Below are 22807 nucleotides of genomic sequence, written 5' to 3'. Positions count from 1 at the left end.
CTTCCTTGTGCCGGCGCGCCTTCAGCGCCAGCGCGGCGGCGCCGCCGCCGAGCGCGAGGAAGGGGATGGTCGGAATGCCCGGCAGCAGCGCCAGCACCAGCATGACGGCGGCGGACATGCCGAGCGCCTGCGGATAGCCGGAGAACTGCTTGATCAGCGCCTTGTCGGCGGCGCCGGTGACGCCGGCCTTGGAGACGAGCAGGCCGGCCGCGGTGGAGACGATCAGCGCCGGCACCTGGGTGACCAGGCCGTCGCCGACGGTCAGCGTGGTGTAGGTGCGGGCGGCCTCGGCAAAACCCAGGCCCTGCTGAGCGACGCCGATGATGATCCCGCCGATGATGTTGATGAACACGACGAGCAGGCCGGCGACCGCGTCGCCGCGAACGAATTTCGAGGCACCGTCCATCGCGCCGAAAAAGCCACTTTCGTCCTCCAGCTCCTTGCGCCGGACTTTTGCGACCTTCTCGTCGATCAGACCGGCGGAGAGGTCGGCGTCGATCGCCATCTGCTTGCCGGGCATGGAGTCCAGATGGAAGCGTGCCGCGACCTCGGCGATGCGGCCCGAACCCTTGGTGATCACGACGAAGTTCACCGTCACCAGGATCGCGAACACGATGATGCCGATGACGAAGTTGCCACCCATCACGAAATTGCCGAACGCCTCGATGACGTGGCCGGCCGCATCGGTGCCCTCATGGCCCCGCGACAGGATCAGCCGGGTCGAGGCCAGGTTCAGCGACAGTCGCAGCATCGTCGAGATCAGCAGGATGGTCGGAAACGACGAGAATTCCAGCGGTGCCTGGATGAACAGGGCGGTCATCAGAATCAGGATCGACAGGGTGATCGAGATCGCCAGGAACAAGTCGAGCACCAGCGAGGGCAGCGGCAGGATCAGCACCACCAGGATGGTGAGGATGCCGAGCGCCAGCGCGATGTCGCCGCGCAGGATCAGCGTCTTCAGATCGCCGAATGAGAACCCGCCGGCCGGAGAGCCGGATCCCTGACCCGCCGTAACGTCGACCATGGCTTTCGCCCCTTCCCGAGGGCCGCGTTTGCCGGCCCCAAACGACTGCGCGGCGGCCACAGGGCCACCGTTCCGAAACTGAGGTACCGCGCTGGCGTCCACGGAAGCTCTCCCCCGTCAACTGCACCCAATCACGACACGCACATTCCACTCGGCAATTTTTGCCCGGTGTATGGTTAGCGTTCGGTTAACGGCGGTTAACGAAAGGTTGCGGGGAGGCGGGATGTGCGCTCCTGACGCATGGTCAGTCAGCCGCTCCGGCTTGCGGGGATTGCTCCTCGTGGCGAGGAGCGCCGAAGGCGCGTCTCGAACCATGAGGCCGACGTCCGGGCCTCGCCCTTCGAGACGACCGCCTCCGGCGGTCTCCTCAGGGTGAGGGGAGGGGCTGCGTTGTACGGCTCGAAGCATGTCGCCTGCTGCGCGCCCTCCGCCATGAGCCAACCTCGCGTGAAAAAAGTGAAGCGCCGGTCTCCGAACCAAACCCTCTCCACGGACACGCCGGTCGGCGTGTCCATGGTCGATGTGCAGGACCCTGTTGGGTGCCAAGACCTCGTGGTGAGGAGCCGCGCAGCGGCGTCTCGAACCATGAGGCCCGTGCCGCCGCTCGGCACTCCGACTGTCCGAAGGCATGCGTCTCGCAGACATGCGCCATCATCTCCCGCGGCGCATGGCGCCCGAGTTGTGCGATCAGATCCGCCCTCGACACAAAGGAGGGCGCAGGGAAGGCCGGGCGCTGGCCGCGCCCGTGGCCCGCCTGCAAAACAGAAAGCAGGCGGCAGTCACCACAGGTCTGGCCGAAACACCCGGCCTTCCCTGCGCGACGGTTGGAACGGCTTATACGTGGTCTCCCTGGTGCGCCGGGCTTGTTGGCCACCATCGCTGGCGTGATGCGCGAGCACCGCCACCTGCTTGATACCAGCGTCGGGGTATCAGGACCGCACGACTTCGCCGTGCGCAACGAACCGTTCGTCCGCGCAGCTAGAGGCCACGCTGCGATTCGCTGCGCCCATCGCATCCCACCTCCCACGTCTCGTGACGGTCGCGACACGCCCCTCCGGCGGAAGCAGGACGGGACGAGATATACATTGTTTCGGAAAAAATGAAATAAGAAAATTCGGCAAACCAAAAAGTGCGATGGGTTCGGGCTGCGGCGCGCCTTGACGTCGACCGGCCTGTCGTCGACGAGCCCCATCCGAGCGCGACGAAGTCCGGCGTTCGCCAGGCGCGCGTCGAGAGACGATTGGCCGAGCCAATGGGGAGAGAGTTTTCGCTACAGTCCGCAGACGTTAGACGGGGCTATGGATGTCTGCGTGTCAGTGTGTCCGGCGCTGCTTCAGGACGAAGGCATCATCGATGTAGTGCAGTTCTTGTCCATCGAACAACCGCTCATCGTCCCGCGTGACGGCAAGCACGAACGCGAAGCCATCCTCCACGGTGATGTCGTCGATGATGTCGGCCCGATTGTCATAGAAGCCAATGACGACCCGGGATGTCGCGATATCCGGGTTCAAGTCGGCGTCGAGCCACATCACGGCCGGGATCACCTCGGGAAGTCCGTTCTGTCTCTTGAGCGCGTCGACCAAGGCCTCGATTCGACGTCTTGCGCTGGCTGCGATCGAGAATGCAATCTTCATGATCGAAGCTTAGGCGTCGCTCAGGGCTCGGACAACCAACCTGGCTCGTTCGCTGTGACGTATCGAAATCGAGGAATACACGAATGCGTACGGTTTTTCTACTTTGGCACGCCCGCCCGCTCGATGGTGACGAGACCGAAGACAAGCTCGTCGGCGTCTACAGCAGCGCCGATGAAGCCAATGCTGCCAAAATGCGAAAGCTTCAGTTCGAAGGCTTTCGCGACCATCCTGATGGCTTCCTCGTCAGCGAATACGAAGTTGACAGGGATGCGTGGAGCGAAGGCTTTGCGGCGCGGTAGGCCCGATGATCCGCGCAAGCCAGTCCATGGTCTCGGCGCTGCACGGTGATCTCCAACCGGACTTGCCGCGGACGCTTTTGCGTCTGCATGGGTCGCCAGTCTCGGGACAATCCAACTCTGCATGATCTGAAGGACCATCGCGTAAGCTGAGACGCTCCCGTGACGACAGTGATCAACGGCGAGTGAAAGGCGGGGTCAAGTGCAGCAGCCGCTCCTGTCAAAACGGATCTTGATCGAAGGTCTGACCCCGGACGAAATACTGACGCTTCCGGACGAGCACATCGCCGCCTTGATTGCCGTTGGTCCGGTCGTCTTCAGCGCCGGCTCCGCGGAAATACTCGCCCAGATCAGATTGCGTTCCGGCGCGCTGATCGTGGAGCTCGCGCAGATCGACGGGGGCGGCGAAGGTGTGCTGCCGGTGTTGTCGCGGCTGGCCGAACGATTTGCGCGGCAGCGTGGCCTGGATGCCGTCGAATGGGTGGTTCATGCGATCAACTGCGCGCACCCGAACCTCAAGCTGCGTGGCTTCCTGGAAAAGCGCGGCTTTGAAGTGGTCAATGTCGAGGGGATCGGGCCTGCGTATTATTTGCGGCAGGCGGTCGGCAGGTCACCTTCCGCGATATAGCAACGGCTGGCGCCTCCCCGTGGTTTCGCGGGCGTCATCGTTCGTGACATTTTGTAACAACGCCGCGTGCGGCCTTCTTTAAGCAACACGTGCTGTTATCGTCTGATGACGATGGAGCTCTCGATGTTGCGTCCGACACTTGCGGGTTTATTAGCTGCGGGCCTGTGGCTGCAGCAGCCCTTCTTTCTTTCACCTGCACTCGCAGGTCCCTTTCTGGAGCGGCTGCAGGCGCGCATGGCGGCGCGCGAGGCCGGGCGCCAAACCGCACCGGCGACCGAACATGCCTATGGCGCCGATCCGCTGCAGAAGCTCGACTTCTGGCAGGCGCGGGGAGGCGCGGCCGCGCCGCTGGTCGTGTTCGTGCATGGCGGCGGTTGGAAGCGGGGCGACAAGCGCAACGCGACGGGAGCCGCGAAGGTCGAGCACTTGCTCGCGCAGGGCTACGCCTTTGCCTCGATCGACTATCGGCTGGTGCCGGCTGCGACGGTCGAGCAGCAGGCGGCTGACGTCGCCGCGGCGCTGGCGTGGTTGCGCAGCAATGCCCGGCAGTTGGGGATCGATCCTTCGCGCATCGTGCTGATGGGCCACAGCGCCGGCGCGCATCTGGTGTCGCTGGTCGGGACTGATCCGCGCTATTTCACGGCAGCCGGGCTGTCGTTGCGCGACGTGAGCGGCATCATCGCTCTGGACGGCGCCTGCTACGACGTGGCGCGCCAGCTCGCCGACAGCGGCCGCTTCATGCTCGATACCTACATCCAGGCGTTCGGCACCGAGCCTGCGCGACAGCGGGCACTGTCGCCGACCCTCCAGGCCGCAAAGCCGAATGCGCCGGCGTTCCTGATTCTTCATGTCGACCGCGCCGATGGCAAAGCGCAGTCCGAAGCGCTCGGCGCGGCACTCGTGCAGGCGGGCACGCCGGCCGAGGTCCAGGGCGTCGGCGGCACCGGACTGCGCGGCCACATGGAGATCAATCGCGAACTCGGCGATCCCAGCCATCCCGCCACTGGGATCGTCGACGCCTGGCTGCGCAAGATGATCGGCACGAAGTGACTTTCATTGACCCGTCGCCGCACGGCACGACGGTCACGCTGCCTCCAGATCTGCCCAGATTCGGCACGGCGCGCTCCCGTCGATCCGTCCATGGACCTACAAACTCACGACGATCTTGCCGAAATGCGATCCGGACCGGAGATGGGCATACGCCTCGGGAGCGTCGTCGAAGTCGTAGACCCGATCGACGATCGGATGGATCGCGTGTTCGCTCAGGAAGCGATTCATGGCCGTGAAATGTTCGAGCGAACCCACGGTGACGCCGATGATGTCGGCATTCTCCCATTGCAGGCGGGCGAGGTCGGGCTTCGGGCCGAACCCGGTCAAGACGCCAATCTGAATGATCTTGCCGCCTGAGGCGACCGCGCGCAGCGAGCGGTCATAGGTGCCGGGTCCACCGAGCTCGAGCACATGAGTGACGCCTTCGCCGGCCGTCGCTGTCATCACGGCGGCATCCCAATCGGGCGTGTCGCGGTAGTTGATCAGGATCGAGGCGCCGAGCGCGTGGGCGCGGGCGAGCTTCTCATCCGAGGACGAGATGACGATCGCGCGGGCGCCGAGCGCGACTGCGAACTGAAGGCCGAACAGGGCGACGCCGCCGGTTCCCTGGACCAGCAGCGTGTTCCCTTTGCCCATTCCGCCGCGCGCGATCAGGCCGTGCCAGGCCGTCACGCCGGCACAGGGCAGGGTCGCGGCTTCGATCGACGTGAGATGCTCCGGCACGGCGACCAGCGCCGTCGCCGGGAGCACCACATACTCCGCCAGCATGCCATCCATCGTGCTGCTACCAAGGGCTGAGGGAATATAGCTTGCCTTGAAAGGCCCTGAGACCCAATCGCGAAAGTACGAGGCGGCCACGCGGTCGCCCGCCCGCCATTGGATGACATCGGCGCCGACGGCATCGACGATGCCCGCGCCGTCGCAGAGCGGAACGCGGCCGTCGAAGCCGCCTTGGCCCGCTCGGTCGAGGATCAGGAGATCGCGGTAGTTGAGGCTTGTCGCCTCGACCCGAATGCGAACCTCGCCGCTGGCGGGTTCGGGTTTGACGAGGTCGGTGCGCACCAGGCGCCCTGAACCCGCGTGGCCATTCAAATGATAGGCTTTCATCGTTGCTCCCAGCACAAGGGGGGACTCCACTTGGGCGAGCACGATGTGTAAGGTCTGACAGTGCTGTCAGGGTCAAGAGGTTTTCAGATGAAGATCGGCGAACTCTCCCGAAGGACCGGCGTCAGCGTCCGGATGCTGCGGTACTACGAAGGCGAGGGCCTGCTTGCGCCGCAACGAACGTTGTCCGGTTATCGCGACTACGGTCCGGCGGAAGAGGAAGCCGTGCGCCGGATCAAGCTGCTTGGCTCCGCCGGAATGACGCTGGAGACGATCAAGCAGTTGCTTCCCTGCGTGCGGAACAACCGTCCGGACTTCAGACCTTGCGACAATTTGCGAAGACTGCTGGCGCAGCAGGTCGGCCTTCTCGACCAACGCATCGAGGCACTAAGCCAGAGCCGGACGATTCTCGCGGGCTTCATATCGAGCGTGAACTGATCGCGGGAGATTTCGTGCGCCCAGAGCTTTGCGCTCATCTGCGCAGCTGTGCCGAGAGCAGTCATCTGGCGGCAGAGAGGCGTGTCTTGCATTGCGCGGCAACGTCACCGCCACGGCGGATGACGAGCGAAAGGGATCGGCATGAAGCTCTATTCGTTCTGGCGCTCGCTCGCGAGCTTTCGCGTGCGAATTGCGCTCAACATCAAGGGCGTCGTCTACGAACAGATTGCCGTCGACGTGGACCGCCGGGAGCATCGCGACGGTGCCTATGCGGCGCTCAACCCGCAGATGGCGCTGCCGTCGCTTGTGCTCGATGATGGCACCGTGCTGACGCAATCGCTGGCGATCCTCGACTATCTCGACGAGGCCTGTCCAGGGCCGGCGCTGCTGCCTGATGAGGCGAAGGGGCGGGCCCGCGTTCGTGCGCTGGCGGCGATGATCGCCTGCGATGCGCATCCGCTGACGACGCCGCGGGTGCAGCGCTATCTCGCCGAGGTGCTGCACGTCGATGAGGCGGCGCGGGCCGCCTGGCTGAAGCACTGGACCGCCGAGATGCTCGGCGCGGTCGAGGCGCAGCTCGCCGGCCACGCCGCGACCGGCCGCTTCGCGCATGGCGACGCGCCGACGACGGCCGACATCTGCCTCGCCGGTCACGTCACCTTTGCGATCAACCAGGGCCTCGGGCTCGGCTCGATGCCGACGGTGCAGCGCGTGTTCGAGGCGGCGATGGCGCTGCCGGCGTTCGCCTCGGCTCATCCGCTGGCGCAGCCGGATGCACCGGCGGCGATGCGGCGCAACCCCGTGGTGCCATAGCCGCGCCACCCCAGTGGCTATCGCGGCGGCTGATCGCCCTCACGCTTCATCCAGCCCTGGAACTGCTCGAACAGCGCCTTCGCCTCGGCATCGCTGAGGCGCCGGCCGCCCGTCGTGGCCCTTGCGTTCATCCATTGCTCGAACTGCTGCTTGGTCGCGCTGGCGTCGGTCTCCGGCGAACGCGTGCTGGCCAAGAGCTCCTCCGCCGCGCGAAAACGGGTCCAGCCGGGCAATGACGAGGCGATGTTGATCTCGTTCCATTTGGGGTGGAACGGCGGCTGCTTGAACTGATCGAACCGCTTGAAGAAATACTCGACGAAGCGCGCGACGCGGCGGTAGCGCTCGGTCTCCGGCGACCAGTTGTAGACCGCCAGCACCTGCGGCACGCCGATCGTCTCGATGGTCTCGCCGGGCTTGAGCAGATTGGGATAGTCCTGCGAGGTCAGCCGCGTCGGCACGTAATAGTCCTGCAGGCTGCGCGGAAACGGCACCGGCAGGAAATGGAAGCCGGGCTCCGGCTTGAACTTGGCGAACAGATCAGTCGGCTTGCCGGTGACGTGGACGACGCCGGCGATCTCGCCGGTGCGCATCTTCTCCATGGCGACCGAATTGTTGATGAACACCTTTTCGGCGTTGATCTTGAGGCGGTCGAACACGATGCCGCCGGTGAGATTGGCGGCGCTTCCCACCGTGTTGAACGAGACCTTCTTGCCGGCGAGGTCCTCCAGAGTCTTGATCTCGGGGCGGACGTAGACGTGCATCTCGTTGATGTAGAACGAGCAGATGTAGCGGATGCGGTTCTTGATATTGGCGAGCGTGCCGTTGCGGACGAACTCGTCGAGCACGTCGGCCGAGGTGATGGTCACGTCGACGCCGCGCAGATACAAGAGGTCCTCGATATTGCCGAGCGCGCCATAGGTCACCATCGGCAGCACGCGCAGGTTCGGGCGGTCGTCGAGCACCTTGGCCATCTCGGCGGCGAAGCGGATGTTGGTGCCTTCGAGCAGGCCGCCGGCGACGCCGACCGTCCACTCATTTGATTCCTGCAGCTTGCCGCCTTCGCCCGCGGCGGCGGCGGTGGCCGATCTTGCCGGCTTGGTGCTCTGTGCCCCTGCCGGCTGCGGCGATGCCGCCAAGCTCACGATCGCAACGACGCAACTCAACAACAACGCGACCCGCATGCCCCAAATTCCTCCGTGGCCGGCTGCCCCGCGGTGGTGAGGCCGGCGATTGGTTGTCGGCATTATCCCTGCGCAAAACGCGCGGTCTACTACTCGCCGGTTGGTAGAAATCAGCCGAGGCGGCGGCGCAATCTCGCCACCAAAAAGCCATATCCTTGATTTCGCCCTATCGGCGGCGGCCTCATTCAGATCGGCGCTTGGCCGCACCAAGCAATGTCAAAATGGCACAGATGGAACTTTTGCGTCTTCTGGTTGTAGCGATCAGCGCGGCCGAAGCCGCTGTTGGGCGCGCGGCGAGCAATGGTGCGCTCTGCGTCCAGACACCGTCGATGCGATCGACCTGACGACGATCAGCCGTTTCCGTTGCCTCCCTTCGCGCAATAGGCCTGCCAGAATTGCCGATACCCGGCCTCGACGCTGCGGGTGTAGTTGGCGACGTCGCCGGCGGGCGAGCGCGCGACCATGCCGGGCAGCTCGGCGCGCAGCTTCGCAAGCAGCTCCGGCTGCGCGGCAAAGCTCTTGGCGATGCGGATATAGCCGTCATCGTCAGCGGCGACCCAGTCGGCCAGGCCGGCCGCGGTGAGAATGCCGCCGGCCGCGCGCGAGGCAGCGCCGAGGCCGAGCTTCGCCACCACCGGCACGCCCATGTAGAGCGACTCGAAGGTCGAGATGCCGCCATTCTGCGGGAACGGATCGAGCGAGATGTCGATGCGCTCATACGACCGCAGATGCTCGCTGCGCTCGCTGGCGCCGAGACAGAGCAGGCGCGCCTCCGGCACGCCGGCGCTGACGAAGCGGCTGATCAGCCCGTCGCGCACCAGGGGATCGTTGAGCGCGAGATGCTTGATGACGAGCTGCGCGTCCGGCACCTCGGTCAGCAGCCGCGCCCACAGCGCGATCGCCTCGTCGGAGATCTTGTCGATGCGGTTGTAGACGCCGAAGGTGACGTGGCCGTTCTGCAGCATCGGCAAAGGCGACGGCGGAATGTCGAGCAGCGGGTCGATCGTGATCACCGAGGGCAGGTCGTGAACCTGCTCGGCGAACAGGGGCCGGACGTTCTCGGGCACCGTGACCGGATCGGCGAAGAAGTAGTCCATCGTCGCAAGGCCCGTGCCGGTGCCGCTGCCCCAGGCGGTGACCTGGATCGGCGCCGGCTTGCGGGCGAACACCGGCATGCGGGTGCCGGTGGTATAGCCGGAAAGATCGACGAGGATGTCGACGCCGTCCGCCTGGATGCGGTCGGCGAGCTCGTCGTCAGAGAGGTTCGCGGCCTCGACCCAGACGTCGGCGATCGACTTGAATTGCGCGGTGAACTCATCGTGCCGCGGCGAGGCCGAGTAGCAGTTGACCTGCACCTGGGTCTTGTCGTGTCCGCGCAGCACCGGCAGGAAGGCAAAGGCGGCCGAGTGCATGCGGAAGTCGGCCGAGACGTAGCCGACGACGATGCGTCTGGCGGGATCGAGCGAGCGCGGCGCAAGCTTGCGGCGTGGGAATTTGGAGCCGACCGCGACCCACCAATATTGCCGCGTAGCCTGCTGGACGGCGAAGTCGGCGCCGGGCAGGAAGTCGAGATAGAAGATCTTCTTGGTGATCGCCTCGTCATAGTCCGGCTGCACGGCCAGCGCCTGATCGAACTGCGCGACCGCGCCGGCGATGTCGCCGAGCCGACCGAGGCAGGCGCCGAGCAGGGTGAGGGCGGTCTGGGCGGCCGGGTTGGCGTCGAGCACCCGCCGGCAGGCGGCCATCGCCTGCGCGACGTTGCCCTTGAGGATCGAGATCTGCGCCTTGCCCTGCCATCCCAGCTGCAGCTGTGGATCCAGCGTCACCGCGGCGTCGAAATCGGCTTCCGCGGCGTCGGTCTGTCCCGACAGCATGTAGAGCCGGCCGCGATGCGCCCGCAGCTCGGCATGCGCGGGCCGCGCCGCAAGCGCGGTGTTGAAGGTGGCTTCGGCCAGCTCGAAATGATGCAGCTCGAGATGCGCAAGGCCCTTATTGACCATGGCCTCGAAATGCGTCGGATTGAACGTCAGCGCGCGCTCGGCGCTGGCCGCGGCGGCGTCCCAGCGCCGCAGCATCATCTCGGCGACCGCGCGGTTGCTCCAGGAATCGACGTCGTCGGGCTTCAGCTCCAGCGCCCGCACCGCATTCGCGAGCGCGGCCTCGCCCTGCTTCAGCCGCAGCAGGGTGATGGTCAGGTTGCGCAAGGTGATCGGCGCATTGGGTCGCAGCGCCAGCGACCGCTCCAGCGCCGCGCGGGCCTCCTCGTAGCGCTCGCAATTCACCAGCGCCCAGCCGAGATTGGACTGCGCGTCCGCCGAGTTCGGCTCGAGCGCCACGGCTTGCGTCAGGAAGGTCGTGGCGTCGGCGAAGCGGGCCGATGACACCAGCGACACCCCGAGCAGATGCATGGCGTCGAAACAGTCCGGCACCTCCTGCAACAGCTTCGCGCACAGCGCCTGGGTGTCCGCCTGGCGTCCGGCGCGGAACGCGGTGTAGGCCGCCGTCAGCTGGGTCTCGACCAGCTTCTTCTGCTTCTTTTCCTGCCGTGCCTTCTGGAAGGCGCGCGAACCGACGGTGCTCAAGGGATCATGTCTCCGGACGGACAGGATGGGCGATGCGCTCGAACGGCCGCAGCCGCCTGCGCCTCGCGCCGCAGCCGGCAACCGGGCCGCCGCCATGCCCGGCGGCAGCGAGGCCACGGAGACCAAGGGTGTGTCCTGTGGTGGTCCGGTCGCCGGCCGCGCGCAACGCGACGCGGCGGAGCTTGCCCGCGGCATGGTTAGCAAAAGGTTAACGCGGCGGATGCGGAAAGGACGGGGACGTGAGATTGCCGGTAAAGGTCGCTGCATCGACGGGCCTCTGCCGAGTCATTTCATTGGGCACACCATCGCGGCCTCGCCGCGCGTGCGCGCCCGAGCTGTGCGTCATGCTCGCCCTCGCATCGAACGAAGGGCGCAGGGAAGGCCGGGCGCCGGCCGCGCCCGTGGCCCGCCTGCAGACAAGAAAGCAGGCGGCAGTCACCACAGGTCTGGCCGAAGACACCCGGCCTTCCCTGCGCGACGGTTGGAACGGCTTTATACGTGGTCTCCCTGGTGCGCCGGGCTTTCTGGCCACCATGGCGACAATGCGCTTGGGCGCATTGCGCTGGACACCAGCATCGGGGTGTCAGGACCGCACGATTTCGCCGTGCGCAACGACCCGTTCGTCCGCGCGGCCCAAAGCCACGCTGCGACCCGCTGCGCCCATCGCATCCCACCTCCCACGTCTCGTGACGGTCGCGACACGCCCCTCCGGCGGAAGCAGGACGGGACGAGATATACATGATTTCGGAAAAAATGAAAGAGAAATCTTGCGCCGGGCGAGCTCTGCTCGAGATTGCGGAGCTTGGAACGCATCCTTCGGATCAGCTCATATCTGGTCGGCTTGTTCGTGGAGAGTTTCCACGTGGCAGCTTCCATCGCGCTGAAAATGTCGACCCTCGGAGATCGACCGGAGGTGAACCGCCGAGCGGCTTAGGGCAGCTTTTCACCCAGAGCGGACATGTCGCCTTGCGGATACGGATGGCGTCATACGCCGTGCCTTTGTTGTGCTACAAGATGGCAATTCTAACCTACTCGTAGCGAGTGCAAGTGATTCGCCTGACCGAAATCAAGTTACCGCTGGATCATCCGGCTGAAGCAATCAAGAAGGCGGCCGCCGCTCGGTTGCGCATACCGGTGGAGCATTTGCTCTCGTGCGCGATATTCCGGCGCGCCCATGACGCACGTAAAAAGTCCGACATCGCGCTGGTCTATTCGCTCGATGTCGAGGTGAAGGACGAAGCGGCCGTGCTGAAGCGCTTCGCAAAGGACAAGGATGTTGGTCTCGCTCCAGATATGACTTACCGGTTTGTCGCTCGCGCGCCCGAAAGCCTGCGCGTGCGGCCGCTCGTGATCGGAGCCGGGCCTTGCGGACTGTTCGCGGCGCTTGTGCTTGCCCAGATGGGCTTTCGGCCGCTGATTCTGGAGCGCGGCAAGGTGGTGCGGGAGCGCACCAGGGACACTTGGGCGCTATGGCGCCGCTCTGTGCTTGATCCAGAATCGAACGTGCAATACGGCGAGGGTGGCGCGGGAACGTTCTCCGATGGCAAGCTCTACAGCCAGGTCAAGGATCCGCGCCACCTCGGCCGCAAGGTGCTGACCGAGTTTGTCAAGGCGGACGCGCCATCTGAAATTCTCACCGAAGCTCACCCCCATATCGGGACTTTCCGCCTCGTGAAGATGGTGGAGAACATGCGGGCCACGATCGAAGGGCTTGGTGGGGAATACCGTTTCAAGAGCCGCGTTGCGGATTTCGATATCGAGACGTCCAGCAACGGTGAGCGGCGCATCCGTGGCGTCATACTGTCCGACGGTGAGCGCATCGCAGCAAGCCATGTCGTGCTCGCGATCGGCCACTCGTCGCGCGATACGTTCCAGGTTCTGGCGGATCGCGGGGTCCACGTCGAGGCGAAGCCGTTCTCGATCGGCTTCCGGATCGAGCATCCGCAATCTGTCATCGATGCGGCGCGGTTCGGCGCTCGCGCGGGGCATCCTGTTCTGGGCGCTGCGGATTACAAGCTTGTCCATCATGCCTCCAATGATCGCGCCGTTTACAGTTTCTGTATGTGTCCGGGCGGCACAGTGGTCGCAGCAACGTCCGAGCCTGGACGCGTGGTCACCAATGGCATGAGCCAGTATTCACGCGCCGAGCGCAACGCCAACGCGGGTATCGTGGTCGGGATTACCCCGCGCGATTTTCCGGGCGGGGCGCTGGCGGGGGTCGATTTCCAACGGCGCTGGGAGTCGGCGGCGTTTGTTGCGGGGGGCGGCACTTACGCGGCGCCGGGGCAGCGTGTCGGCGATTTCCTTGCCGGCGTACCGTCAGCGTCGCTCGGCAGCGTTATCCCGTCCTACAAGCCAGGCGTCACACCGACTGACCTTTCTGCGTGCTTGCCCGACTATGCGATCGCGGCGATCCGCGAGGCGCTCATTGTGTTCGGCCGCAAGATCCGCGGTTTCGATATGGGGGATGCGGTTCTGACCGGCGTGGAGACACGCACGTCGTCCCCCATTCGCATCACGCGCGACGGCACGTTCCAGAGCCTCAACACCAAAGGGCTGTTTCCCGCCGGCGAGGGCGCTGGCTATGCCGGCGGAATTCTCTCCGCCGGCATCGACGGCATCAAGATCGCGGAAGCGGTGGCGAAGAGCATAGTCGTCGACTGACCTCCGGGAGAGCCGGTCCGACGACTGGCTATCGGTATCTGCTATTGGCTCGTCTGGGACCTTCTTGTCGTCGGAGGTGATGTCGGTTCTCGGCGGAGAGCCGGAAGTAAAATGTCGTGCGGCTGGACGGCAGCTTTGACCCGAAGCTGCGTCTACCAGTTTGCACGAGGCGGATCAGTTTCAGTAAGCCCATCGCTGCCGTGAGCAAACGCCTTGCGCAAAGCGGCCTCAATTTGGATGCGCATGTAGTCCGCGCGGTTCTCCCCGGGAAGTGGAAGCCCCATCTCCACGATCCGACCGGCTTCGAACTTTATCCACTCCGAAAAGTCCACGTCGTTTACCCCGACCGTTCGCCCGCATTGATCATATCGGACCAAGCATGTGATATCGCCTTTAGTCTCCTCGCGGACCTTGCCGTCGGCCCCGGCGACGTCCGCGATCGGGGTACAACCGGAAGCGATTCGTTGCACGGCGTGAAGGCCGTTTTTGACCCAGAGCAGACTTCGTGGCGGTTGCTTGATTGCGCTGCGTTGATTGTGTAATGCTTCATTCGCGCCGATTTGATACTCAGCTTGCGGGCGCTTCTAAAAATGCAGCTAAAGAGAACCGCTAACCCTGCATCACCCCGCATGTCGTGAGTCGTCGGCCGTCTCGAATGGGAGGGCCAAATGAAATTTGCTGCAATCGCTGATGTGCACGGGAATCGTCCGGCGCTTGAAGCCGTACTTGCCGACATTGCCGCGCTCGGCATCAACGAGGTCGTTAACCTGGGTGATCACGTCAGCGGTCCGTTGGAGGCGGCCGGAACTGCGGACCTACTGATTGACCGAGGCTTTCCGTCAGTGCGGGGCGATCAGGATCGAATCCTGGTCGATCTCTTGCAGGCTGGCACATCGACCCGCAGCGATTTCCGACAACTTGAACGCCAGCACTTCGATTGGCTGGCAAGCATGCCGTCCACGCTGGTGTACAGGGACCATGTGTTCTTATGCCATGCGTCGCCGAGGAACGACGCTGCCTTTTGGCTGGACTACATAACTTGCGATGGTGATGTGCGCCCCAGCCCAATCGAGGCCATCGAGCCCGAAGCCGAGGGGATCAACGCCCAGGTCATCCTGTGCGGACACACTCACATTCCTAGAGTTGTTCGTTTGAGAGATGGACGACTTGTCGTAAATCCTGGCAGCGTTGGATTGCCCGGTTACGACGGGAGGACGCCCGTTCCTTACGTCGTGGAGGTCGGCGCGCCTCATGCTTGCTACGCAATTTTGGAGCGCTCCAGAATGGGCTGGCTCGCGACCATCCGCCACGTGCCCTACGATAACGCGCCGATGGCTGAACTCGCGCGCAGCAAGGGAATGCGTACCTGGTCGGACGCGATTGCAACCGGTTGGGTCCAGCGGGAGTAGGTCCGCTTCTGGCCCGTTCCGGACCTTCGCAATGGAATTGAGAACGTCCGCTCTGAGCACAGCCGGAAGTGGATCCCCCGAGCGGTTTAGCGCAGCTTGTGCCCCAAAGCGGACTTGACGGACCGCCATACTTGTCAGGAGACGAGAATGACATGGAGAATTCCGGCGAGCGCTTCGGTCGGGGGGGGCGAGATGGTTCGGTGTGCAGCTGTCGTGTTTGGACTGACTTGTCTTGTCTCGGCCACTTTGGCTGGGGTGCCGGCGATGGCAGCTCCCAGATCGGAGGCCAGCAGGCCCTGCATCGGAGTGATTGCCGCTGCCGACCGCTTCATGGTGAGGAAGATCGGGTTCACTGCATTCGACTCCGAGACATTCGTGGCGCCGGTCGAGAGCTGGGGTCTCGATGATCTCATCGCCGCACGGGTCCGCGCCGCAGCCGGGGCCGGCGTGACGGTGTTGCGCCTGAGCTATCCCAAGGGGGCATTCGATCCGTTCTACGATCCTCCGTCTCGCCCGGCTCCGCCGCCCGGCCGCCAGTTGACGGAGATCGTTCGGCGCATCGCGGGGAGCACCAAATGCAGGCGCTACGTCGTCATCACGGCGTCTCACGCAGCATATTCTTCGACCAACACGACCCCGATCTCAGGAGTGGGAGTCTATCAGGCCAGCCTGACCAAGAAGACGTACCTCTACGCTCATCTCTTCGTGACGGTCTTTGACGGGGACAGCTTTGCCATTCGCCCAAATCCCTATGCAACCTTCCAATCGAGGCTGGAGCGGGTCTTCGTGCCAGCGAAGGATTTCGATCGCGAGATCGATCGAACGTTGTTCCCGGCGTCCGCGGCGGAAGCGGCCAACAGCACTGCCTTGCGCAATGGCGCACGCAGCGTCGTGACGGAAAGCCTCGACGACTTCCTGCCGGCATTTTTCCGGGAGTGAGACGGGGGGCATGATGCTCATGCATGATGAGATCACGGATCTGGGACGACGCGAGGTGGTCTTGCGATCCGGTCCAATCCAGCTTCGGCAGTGACCAGCTCAACGGCTGCTTGACGGGGCGGCGGGAGATGACGGCGCGCGCGGTGCCTCGGCCGGGGCCGGTTGTCCCACCGTCCCCAGACTCATCTCCCCGTTCGGGCGCCTCAGCTGCCAGCCCTGCGCCGTGCGCGTCAGGTCCGTCGGCGCCTCCTTGCCGGCCTCGTCGCTGGCCTGCAGGCGCACGCGATTGTCGCCGATCCAGGTGTCGACCTCGTATGGCTCGATGCCCTCGGGCTTGTAGCTCCACTCCAGCTTCGGGATGTCACCGTAGCTGAACATCCCGATCCGATAGTCGATGCCGCAATTGCCGTCGTCGCGCGGATCGATGGTAACGAATCGCTTGCCGTTCGGGGACAGGAAGGGGCCGCTGCCAAGCTTGGTCTCGGCGCCGGTGCGGCGGTTGACCAGCATCACGTAGGAGCACTCATAAGGAGTGACCAGAACGATGTAGTGGCGGTCGCCGAGCCGTCCGACCAGCCGGTAGCTGATGCAGTCGGCTTCCGGCCCCTCGGGTTCACATTCCTTGGCGTCGGTGATGACCTTGGTCTTGCCGCCGGCGAGCCCCAGCGTCAGCTTGCGGCCGTCGCGCCGGATCGTCGCCGGCAGCTCCTTCAGGCAGGCGCTCTCCTGAGGGACGCCGTCATGGATCTCGAGCGGCTGGCAGAGTGTGCGCAGGTCGAAAAAGCCGGCGCCAGCCGTGGTGGGGTGCGGCCAAAGCGCGACGAGTGCGGCGAAGACGAGCGCGCTCGGGACGCCAAGAGATCGGGACTGCATCTGTGATCGACGGTATGAGGTGGAGGGCCGCGGGCGAGCCTGCCCGACCCCGTAAGAATGCGGGGTCGGTTCCACTTAAGCAAGGCTTAGGCCGGTTCGGGCAGATTTATCCAAAATCAATCTGGATGGACGCTCACGATGAAGATCGGTCGGTTGTTTGCAGCCTCGATGCTGTCGGTCACGGTTCTGGCGATCGTGCCGGCGGCGCAGAACGTGGCCGGGCAGTACCGGACCTTTGTCGACCGGACCGAGGCGATCAAGCTGGTCGAAGCGTACGGCGCCGTGCTGTCGTTCGGGCAGCAGGTGGTCGGGCATCGCGCGCCCTATATCAGCCCGCTGTTTCAGGAGCAGCCGGCGTCCGAGACGCAGATGGCGGGGATCGCGAAGATCAGGCAGGCGTCGGATGCAAGCTTCGAGAAGGCAAAGGCGGCGGCGGCTGGTCTGAGCGACGGCAAGCCGATCGCGGACGGGCTGGTCGAGGCCGGCGCCAAGCTCAGCGACATTCGCGGTGCGATCGATCCGACCTTGTTGCGACCGCTCAGCGGACGCGACCAGACGGTGGTCAAGGGCTTCCTGCCGGGGGTCGGCCAGGTCGCCGCGATGATCGATCCGATCCTGGACAGCCTGGCCGACCGGGTGGCCGCGACCGACGCGTCATTGATCACGCTGCTCAACGTCGCCCGCACCGCGCAGGACCTGCGCATCGCGGCCGGCGGCCGCGCGGCGACGTTGTCGCCGGCGCTCAGCGCCCGCCGCCAGATTGCGCCGGCCGAAAAGACCATCATGGACCGCGCGCTCGGACGGATCGAGACCAACCGCGATCGGCTGCAGTCCGGCGTGCAGCAGCTCGGCAATCCGCCACGGCTCGCGGCCGCGCTGAAGGAGGCCAACGAGGCGTATTTCGGCCGCGCCAATGCGGTGGTCGACAAGGAGATCGCGGTCGGGCAGAGCGACGCCAATTATTCGATCAATGCCGATCAGCTGGCCGAAATCGTGGTGCCGGCGATCGAGCGCTTCTTCGTGCTGCGCGACTCCACCATCGCGGAAGCGCGCGACCGGGCCACGGCGGCGCGCGACAGCGCCCTGACGATGCTGATCGTCGGCGCCGTGGTCGTCACCGCGCTCGTTGCGCTGCTGATCGGCGTCACCCTGCTGCTGCGCCGCCGCGTCATCGCGCCGGTGATCGCGCTGACCGGGGTGATCGGCGAGATGGCCAAGGGCAATGACGAGGTTGCGATTCCGGAGAGCGGCCGCGACGACGAGATCAGCGCGATGGCCGGCTCGCTGCAGACCTTCAAGGAGGCGCTGCTGGAAAAAAAGGCCGCCGAGCGCGCGGCTTCCGCGGAAGCGCAGGCCAAGATCGAGCGCGGCCAGCGCGTCGAGACCTTCACCCGCGCCTTCGAGGCCGCGATCGGCGAGGTGATCGAGGTGGTGTCCTCGGCCACGTCGGATCTCGAGCACGCGGCCGACGCGCTGACCACCACGGCGGGGCGTTCGCTGGAGCTGGCGACGGTGGTGGCAAGCGCCTCCGACGAGGCCTCGACCAACGTGCATTCAGTGGCCTCGGCGACCGAGCAGATGACGACCTCCGTCGACGAGATAAGCCGTCAGGTCAAGGTCTCCGCACAGATCGCGGGCGAAGCCATGGAGCAGGCGCGCCGCACCAACGACCGGGTCGGCGAGCTCGCCAAGGCGGCGGCGCGGATCGGCGACGTCGTCGAGCTGATCAATGCGATCGCCGGACAGACCAATTTGCTGGCGCTGAATGCCACCATCGAGGCGGCGCGCGCCGGCGAGGCCGGCAAGGGCTTCGCGGTGGTCGCCTCCGAGGTCAAGGCGCTGGCGGAGCAGACCGCGAAGGCGACCGGCGAGATCGGCCAGCAGATCGGCAGCATCCAGGGCGCGACGCAGGAGTCGGTCGGCGCGATCAAGGAGATCGGTGAGACGATCTCGCGGATGTCGGAGATCGCCGCCGCGATCAGCTCGGCGGTCGAGGAGCAGAGCTCGGCGACCCGCGAGATTTCCCGCAACGTGCAGCAGGCCGCGCACGGCACCCAGGAGGTTTCGGCCAACATCTCCAGCGTGCGTCAGGGCGCCAACGAAACCGGATCGGCGTCCTCCAACGTGCTCGCCGCGGCCAAGTCGCTGAGCGGCCAGAGCAGCCGGCTGAAGCAGGAGGTCGCGCGCTTCCTGGATTCGGTGCGCGCGGCGTGAGGCGCCGCGCAGCGCGACGTCTACTTGCCCTTCTCGATCTTCGTGACGGTGTAGCCCGACGAATCCTCCTGCGCCTCGAACCTCACCTTGTCCCCGGCCTTGAGGCCCTTCAGCATCGCGGCATCCTTGACGCGGTAGACCATGGTCATGGCCTCGTCCATGCCGAGGCTCTTGGCGGGGCCGTGATGCAAGGTGATCTTGGCGTTGGCCTCGTCGACCTTCTTGACGTCGCCGCTGATGGTGTCGGCGGCGATGGCGGGGGACATGAGAGCGAGGACCAGCGCCGCAGCGGTCGTGAGTTGATACGATATTTTCATGGTGCGTCTCCTTGTGTTGAATCGTAGAGGCGGTGCGTAGGTGCGTAGCCCAGATGAGCGATAGCGACATCCGGGTTCTCGCGCGCGATCGAGGCGAACCCGGATATCGCTGCGCTGATCTGGGCTACGCGGATACGACGGAGCATCGTCACTTGACGGTGACGTGGCCGGTCATGCCGTAGTCGCGATGGTCGGGGATCAGGCAGGAATATTCGAACGTGCCTGACTTGCTGAACCGCCACAGCAGCTCGGTGGTCTTGCCCGGGGCGAGCCGCGCGCCGTTCGGCTCGTCGTGCTCCATGTGCGGATGCTTTTTCATCACGGCGGCATGTTTCAGATTCTCCTTCTTCGTGGCGAGCAGGAATTCGTGATCCTCCTTGCCGGCGTTGCGCAGCACGAAGCGGATCTGCTCGCCGCGTCTCACCTCGATCCGCGCCGGCGTGAACTCCATCTCGCTGAGCAGCACCTCGATGGTGCGTGACGGCTGCCTGGGATCGCCGGGCTCGCCGGCGGAATAGCCGCGCGGTCCGTGCTGCTCATGGCCATGCGCCGGCGCGAGGACGGTCAGCGTGGCGGCGAAGGCTGCGCCGATCGTGAAGCCAGTCTTCATCGGGATCTCCTGATCATCGTCGGTTGTCCATGCATCGCGCGCTGCCATCAACGCGGCGTGCGGGTCTGTGTCTTGCTCTCGCCCCGTCGCACCGGCTCGGGCGCGCTCGCGACCTCGTAGGCGACGCTGCCCTGCGGAAACTGATAGTCGCCGGGATCGCGATAGTCGTCGCGCGCGAGGCCCTCGCGCACCTTGACCGTCGTGAACATGCCGCCCATCTCGATCGGGCCGAACTGGCCATTGCCCGTCATCATCGGCAGCGTGTTGTCGGGCGCGGGCATCTCCATGCTGCCCATCGCCATGCCGGTGTGGCCCATCACCATGCCCTCGGGCGCGAGCTTGCCGACCGCGGCGGCGAGCTCCTTGCGCGACACGCCGATCAGGTTGCGCATGTCGTGGCCCATCGCATTCATCGTGTGGTGCGACTTGTGGCAGTGGAACGCCCAGTCGCCGGGATTGTCGGCGATGAAATCGAGCACGCGCACCGCGCCGACCGGCACGTCGGTGGTGGTCTCCGGAAATTGCGCCGCCTCGGGAAGCCAGCCGCCATCGGTGCCGATCACCTTGAACTTGTGGCCGTGCAGATGGATCGGATGGTTGGTCATGGTGAGATTGCCGATGCGGATGCGCACGCGGTCACCGAGCCGCGCCGGCATCGGGTCGATGCCGGGAAACACCCGCGCGTTCCAGGTCCACATGTTGAAGTCGGTCATCTCGTTGACCTTGGGCAGGTAGCTGCCGGGCTCGATGCGATAGCTCGACATCACGAACACATAGTCGCGGTCGACCGGCGGCGGCTGCGGCCCGCGCGGATGCACGACGATCATGCCCATCATGCCCATCGCCATCTGCACCATCTCGTCGGCATGCGGGTGATACATGAAGGTGCCGGCGTGCTTCATCTCGAACTCGTAGACGAAGGTCTTGCCCGGCTTGATGTGCGGCTGCGTCAGTCCGCCGACGCCGTCCATGCCGCAGGGCAGGATCACGCCGTGCCAGTGCACGGTGGTGTATTCGGGCAGTCTGTTGGTGACGAAGATCCTGACCTTGTCGCCCTCGACCGCTTCGATCGTCGGGCCCGGCGACTGGCCGTTATAGCCCCACAGATGCGTGGTCATGCCGGGCGCGAACTCGCGCGTGACCGGCTCGGCGACGAGATGGAATTCCTTCCAGTCGCCGTTCATGCGGAACGGAAGCGACCAGCCGTTCAGCGTCACCACTGGCTGATAGTCCGGGCCGGCAGAGGGATGCAGCGGCGGCTGCATCACCGCCTTGTCCATCGTGGCGGCTTCCGGAATCGCGGCGGCCTGGACGCGGCCTGACACGGCGGACGCGCCGGCCAGCGCCGCGGAGCCGAGCAGGGTTCGGCGTGACAACATGCGGGCTCTCCTGTCATTCGTGGCTTGGCGCAACTGCGCTCGCGGTCTGCTGTGTCGGTTCCTCGGCCGCGGCAGCGCCACCGTTGACGGCGGCGGAGAGCTCGGCCTCGGCGAGGAAGAAGTCCCTGACCGCGTCGATCGCGGCACGTCGCGAGGCGAGGCGCTGGCGTGCCTCGAGCAGCAGGGCAAAGATGTCGACCTGCATGCTCGAATAGCGCAGCTGCATCTCCTCGCTGATGATCTTTCGCAGCGGCAGCACCTCGCGGGCATAGTGACCGGCGATCTCCAGGGACGCGCGATAGCTGCGATAGGCGTCGCGCGCCTCGGAGCGCACCGTGACGGCGCGCTCGGTCAGACGGTTGAAGGCGATGTTGTAGGTCTCCGCCGCCTGCCGCACCCGCACCTCGCCGCCGTCGAAGATCGGGATCTGGAATTGCACATCGTAGCCGCGCTCGCGGATGACGCGGCCATCGGCCTCGCCGGTCTTGCGGTCGAGACCGGCGAGGTCGAGCAGGGTGACGAAGCGCGTCGCCTCGGTGAGCTGCAGCGAGGCCGCGAGCGCCGTCAGCTCCTGGCGTGCGATCTGCAGATCGATGCGGTGCGCGACGGCGTCGCGCTCGATGAAGGGCTGCGTCAGCGGCCGACGTGGCAGCGATGGCAGACGGTCGGGCAGGCGGAAATTCAGATCGTCGCCCCACAGGCCCATCAGCCGGATCAGCCGCTCGCGCGCGCTCGAGGCCATGCGGCGGGCGCTGGCGAGCTCGGCCGTGGTCTCGGCATAGAACACCTGCTCGCGCGCCTGATCGAGACGGTTCAGCGCGCCGGTCTCGCCGAGCTTGGCGGCAAGCTTCGCCGTCGCCTCCGCGGCGGACTGCGCCTCGAGCAACAGAGCCACCAGCTCGTTGGCGGCGACGACGCGCACATGCGCGCGGCGCACCTCGGCCGCGAGCCGCAACGTTGCCAGCGCGGCCCTGAGCTGAGCCTGGCGGAAGCGCTCGCGCGCGATCTCCGAGCGCAGCGGCAGGGTGGCGAGCGCCAGGATGTCGCCGGCGACCTGCCGCTCGGCCTCGAACGCGCCGTCGCCGCTGATGCGCATCAGCGAGAAGGTCGGGTTCGGCGGCAGGCTGGCCTCGACGGCATCGGCCTCGCTGAGCGCCAATTGGTGAAAGGCGGCCTGCAGGCCCTTGTTGTTGAACAGCGCGACCTGCACGGCGGCATCCGCCGACAAGGACCGCGCGAGCAGCTTGCGGGTGACCGCCCGCAGGCGCTCGGCGTCGTCATCGGTCCTGACCGACGCGACCTCTTTGCCGGTGGTGCGGCTGGTGATGTCGGCGACGACGCTCATGCCGCCGTCGCCCGAGAACGAGGCGCAGCCGGCGAGCGCCGTCACGACAGCCAGCGTCGCGAGCCTGATGATCCCATGCATGACGACCGGCTCCTAGCGGCTCGGTTCGGCGCGCGGCGGGCCAGCGCCGTCGCGCGATCCCCAGGCGGATGGCGCGACCGGGCGCAGCGGCGTGTAGGGCGACGTCACCGCTGATGTCCGCACCGGCGCGACGCGTGCCGCGGGATCGGCCGGGTCGGGGCCGGCAAGGGCGATCGTGCGCGGCTGGCAGGCGGCGAGGCTGGTCGCCAGCAGCAGGCATGCGCCG

The 22807-nt window shown here is 65.6% G+C and carries 21 protein-coding genes; 9 read left to right on the top strand and 12 right to left on the bottom strand.

What is annotated here, in order from left to right; all coding sequences use genetic code 11:
* Nucleotides 1–1024: FHIPEP family type III secretion protein (locus BRAO375_RS12625; protein ID WP_035640156.1), on the bottom strand; the 1024-nt coding region annotated here is incomplete at its 3' end.
* Nucleotides 1025–2337: 1313 nt separating this feature from the next.
* Nucleotides 2338–2658, bottom strand: coding sequence for a hypothetical protein (locus BRAO375_RS12615; protein ID WP_009027856.1), 321 nt, complete (start codon nucleotides 2656–2658; stop codon nucleotides 2338–2340).
* Nucleotides 2659–2741: 83 nt separating this feature from the next.
* Between BRAO375_RS12615 and BRAO375_RS36240 the strand changes: the two genes are divergently transcribed.
* The 3 genes from BRAO375_RS36240 to BRAO375_RS12605 all read left to right on the top strand — a co-directional run bounded on the left by BRAO375_RS36240 (nucleotide 2742) and on the right by BRAO375_RS12605 (nucleotide 4632).
* On the top strand, nucleotides 2742–2957 hold the full coding sequence (locus BRAO375_RS36240; RefSeq protein ID WP_009027855.1) for a DUF7336 domain-containing protein: 216 nt from the start codon (nucleotides 2742–2744) through the stop codon (nucleotides 2955–2957).
* 199 nt (nucleotides 2958–3156) lie between these two features.
* Nucleotides 3157–3582, top strand: a complete 426-nt coding sequence (locus BRAO375_RS12610; RefSeq protein WP_009027854.1) for a hypothetical protein — start codon at nucleotides 3157–3159, stop codon at nucleotides 3580–3582.
* Between the two features lie 123 nt (nucleotides 3583–3705).
* Nucleotides 3706–4632 (top strand): alpha/beta hydrolase, encoded by a 927-nt coding sequence (locus BRAO375_RS12605; protein WP_009027853.1) that lies wholly within the window; start codon nucleotides 3706–3708, stop codon nucleotides 4630–4632.
* Between the two features lie 96 nt (nucleotides 4633–4728).
* Here BRAO375_RS12605 and BRAO375_RS12600 read toward each other — a convergent pair whose 3' ends face one another.
* The gene (locus BRAO375_RS12600; protein WP_035640152.1) at nucleotides 4729–5739 is read right to left on the bottom strand and encodes a zinc-dependent alcohol dehydrogenase family protein; all 1011 of its coding nucleotides are present in this window, start codon (nucleotides 5737–5739) and stop codon (nucleotides 4729–4731) included.
* A gap of 87 nt (nucleotides 5740–5826) precedes the next feature.
* Between BRAO375_RS12600 and BRAO375_RS12595 the strand changes: the two genes are divergently transcribed.
* Nucleotides 5827–6174: a MerR family transcriptional regulator gene (locus BRAO375_RS12595; RefSeq protein ID WP_009027851.1), complete on the top strand. Its 348-nt coding sequence runs from the start codon at nucleotides 5827–5829 to the stop codon at nucleotides 6172–6174.
* 141 nt (nucleotides 6175–6315) lie between these two features.
* Nucleotides 6316–6987, top strand: a complete 672-nt coding sequence (maiA, locus tag BRAO375_RS12590; protein WP_009027850.1) for a maleylacetoacetate isomerase — start codon at nucleotides 6316–6318, stop codon at nucleotides 6985–6987.
* Between the two features lie 17 nt (nucleotides 6988–7004).
* Here the strand turns inward: maiA and BRAO375_RS12585 are convergent, their stop codons facing one another.
* Together BRAO375_RS12585 and BRAO375_RS12580 are read right to left on the bottom strand one after the other, a co-directional pair.
* Nucleotides 7005–8168, bottom strand: coding sequence for a TAXI family TRAP transporter solute-binding subunit (locus tag BRAO375_RS12585; protein WP_009027849.1), 1164 nt, complete (start codon nucleotides 8166–8168; stop codon nucleotides 7005–7007).
* A gap of 350 nt (nucleotides 8169–8518) precedes the next feature.
* Nucleotides 8519–10750, bottom strand: a complete 2232-nt coding sequence (locus tag BRAO375_RS12580) for a tetratricopeptide repeat protein (RefSeq protein ID WP_009027848.1) — start codon at nucleotides 10748–10750, stop codon at nucleotides 8519–8521.
* 1047 nt (nucleotides 10751–11797) lie between these two features.
* On the opposite strand from BRAO375_RS12580, the gene BRAO375_RS12575 reads away from it, so the two are divergent.
* Both BRAO375_RS12575 and BRAO375_RS12565 read left to right on the top strand, forming a co-directional pair.
* Nucleotides 11798–13414: an NAD(P)/FAD-dependent oxidoreductase gene (locus tag BRAO375_RS12575; protein ID WP_009027846.1), complete on the top strand. Its 1617-nt coding sequence runs from the start codon at nucleotides 11798–11800 to the stop codon at nucleotides 13412–13414.
* A 668-nt stretch (nucleotides 13415–14082) separates the two neighbouring features.
* Complete coding sequence (locus BRAO375_RS12565) at nucleotides 14083–14823, top strand: metallophosphoesterase family protein (RefSeq protein ID WP_035640150.1); 741 nt, start codon at nucleotides 14083–14085, stop codon at nucleotides 14821–14823.
* A gap of 134 nt (nucleotides 14824–14957) precedes the next feature.
* Here the strand turns inward: BRAO375_RS12565 and BRAO375_RS37990 are convergent, their stop codons facing one another.
* The gene (locus BRAO375_RS37990; protein WP_175345319.1) at nucleotides 14958–15176 is read right to left on the bottom strand and encodes a hypothetical protein; all 219 of its coding nucleotides are present in this window, start codon (nucleotides 15174–15176) and stop codon (nucleotides 14958–14960) included.
* 22 nt (nucleotides 15177–15198) lie between these two features.
* Between BRAO375_RS37990 and BRAO375_RS12560 the strand changes: the two genes are divergently transcribed.
* The gene (locus tag BRAO375_RS12560) at nucleotides 15199–15762 is read left to right on the top strand and encodes a hypothetical protein (protein WP_244423176.1); all 564 of its coding nucleotides are present in this window, start codon (nucleotides 15199–15201) and stop codon (nucleotides 15760–15762) included.
* A 99-nt stretch (nucleotides 15763–15861) separates the two neighbouring features.
* Here BRAO375_RS12560 and BRAO375_RS12555 read toward each other — a convergent pair whose 3' ends face one another.
* Nucleotides 15862–16635 (bottom strand): hypothetical protein, encoded by a 774-nt coding sequence (locus BRAO375_RS12555; RefSeq protein ID WP_009027841.1) that lies wholly within the window; start codon nucleotides 16633–16635, stop codon nucleotides 15862–15864.
* 138 nt (nucleotides 16636–16773) lie between these two features.
* Between BRAO375_RS12555 and BRAO375_RS12550 the strand changes: the two genes are divergently transcribed.
* Nucleotides 16774–18849 (top strand): methyl-accepting chemotaxis protein, encoded by a 2076-nt coding sequence (locus tag BRAO375_RS12550; protein ID WP_009027840.1) that lies wholly within the window; start codon nucleotides 16774–16776, stop codon nucleotides 18847–18849.
* A gap of 20 nt (nucleotides 18850–18869) precedes the next feature.
* Here BRAO375_RS12550 and BRAO375_RS12545 read toward each other — a convergent pair whose 3' ends face one another.
* From BRAO375_RS12545 to BRAO375_RS12525, 5 genes are all read right to left on the bottom strand, one after another.
* The gene (locus BRAO375_RS12545) at nucleotides 18870–19166 is read right to left on the bottom strand and encodes a copper-binding protein (protein ID WP_009027839.1); all 297 of its coding nucleotides are present in this window, start codon (nucleotides 19164–19166) and stop codon (nucleotides 18870–18872) included.
* Nucleotides 19167–19314: 148 nt separating this feature from the next.
* Nucleotides 19315–19776, bottom strand: a complete 462-nt coding sequence (locus BRAO375_RS12540; RefSeq protein ID WP_035640158.1) for a cupredoxin domain-containing protein — start codon at nucleotides 19774–19776, stop codon at nucleotides 19315–19317.
* Between the two features lie 47 nt (nucleotides 19777–19823).
* A complete protein-coding gene (locus tag BRAO375_RS12535) occupies nucleotides 19824–21155 on the bottom strand; it encodes a multicopper oxidase family protein (protein ID WP_009027837.1) in 1332 nt (443 codons plus the stop codon).
* A 13-nt stretch (nucleotides 21156–21168) separates the two neighbouring features.
* Nucleotides 21169–22581, bottom strand: a complete 1413-nt coding sequence (locus tag BRAO375_RS12530) for a TolC family protein (RefSeq protein WP_009027836.1) — start codon at nucleotides 22579–22581, stop codon at nucleotides 21169–21171.
* Nucleotides 22582–22593: 12 nt separating this feature from the next.
* Nucleotides 22594–22807 (bottom strand): hypothetical protein (locus tag BRAO375_RS12525; RefSeq protein WP_035640146.1); only part of this gene is annotated, 214 nt, incomplete at its 5' end.

Origin of the sequence: Bradyrhizobium sp. ORS 375, from assembly GCF_000239775.1 — a bacterium.
Lineage (GTDB): Bacteria > Pseudomonadota > Alphaproteobacteria > Rhizobiales > Xanthobacteraceae > Bradyrhizobium.
Note: the sequence above shows the minus strand (reverse complement) of the source record. Positions and strands in the feature narration are given on the sequence as shown.

Bases quoted from the DNA above. Each gene is read 5' to 3' on its own strand.
- BRAO375_RS12545 (WP_009027839.1), bottom strand. From the start codon at position 19,166: ATGAAAATATCGTATCAACTCACGACCGCTGCGGCGCTGGTCCTCGCT.
- BRAO375_RS12540 (WP_035640158.1), bottom strand. From the start codon at position 19,776: ATGAAGACTGGCTTCACGATCGGCGCAGCCTTCGCCGCCACGCTGACC.
- BRAO375_RS12615 (WP_009027856.1), bottom strand. From the start codon at position 2,658: ATGAAGATTGCATTCTCGATCGCAGCCAGCGCAAGACGTCGAATCGAG.
- BRAO375_RS12550 (WP_009027840.1), top strand. From the start codon at position 16,774: ATGAAGATCGGTCGGTTGTTTGCAGCCTCGATGCTGTCGGTCACGGTT.
- BRAO375_RS12530 (WP_009027836.1), bottom strand. From the start codon at position 22,581: ATGCATGGGATCATCAGGCTCGCGACGCTGGCTGTCGTGACGGCGCTC.
- maiA (WP_009027850.1), top strand. From the start codon at position 6,316: ATGAAGCTCTATTCGTTCTGGCGCTCGCTCGCGAGCTTTCGCGTGCGA.
- BRAO375_RS12555 (WP_009027841.1), bottom strand. From the start codon at position 16,635: ATGCAGTCCCGATCTCTTGGCGTCCCGAGCGCGCTCGTCTTCGCCGCA.
- BRAO375_RS12595 (WP_009027851.1), top strand. From the start codon at position 5,827: ATGAAGATCGGCGAACTCTCCCGAAGGACCGGCGTCAGCGTCCGGATG.
- BRAO375_RS12565 (WP_035640150.1), top strand. From the start codon at position 14,083: ATGAAATTTGCTGCAATCGCTGATGTGCACGGGAATCGTCCGGCGCTT.
- BRAO375_RS12585 (WP_009027849.1), bottom strand. From the start codon at position 8,168: ATGCGGGTCGCGTTGTTGTTGAGTTGCGTCGTTGCGATCGTGAGCTTG.
- BRAO375_RS12600 (WP_035640152.1), bottom strand. From the start codon at position 5,739: ATGAAAGCCTATCATTTGAATGGCCACGCGGGTTCAGGGCGCCTGGTG.
- BRAO375_RS12605 (WP_009027853.1), top strand. From the start codon at position 3,706: ATGTTGCGTCCGACACTTGCGGGTTTATTAGCTGCGGGCCTGTGGCTG.
- BRAO375_RS36240 (WP_009027855.1), top strand. From the start codon at position 2,742: ATGCGTACGGTTTTTCTACTTTGGCACGCCCGCCCGCTCGATGGTGAC.
- BRAO375_RS12535 (WP_009027837.1), bottom strand. From the start codon at position 21,155: ATGTTGTCACGCCGAACCCTGCTCGGCTCCGCGGCGCTGGCCGGCGCG.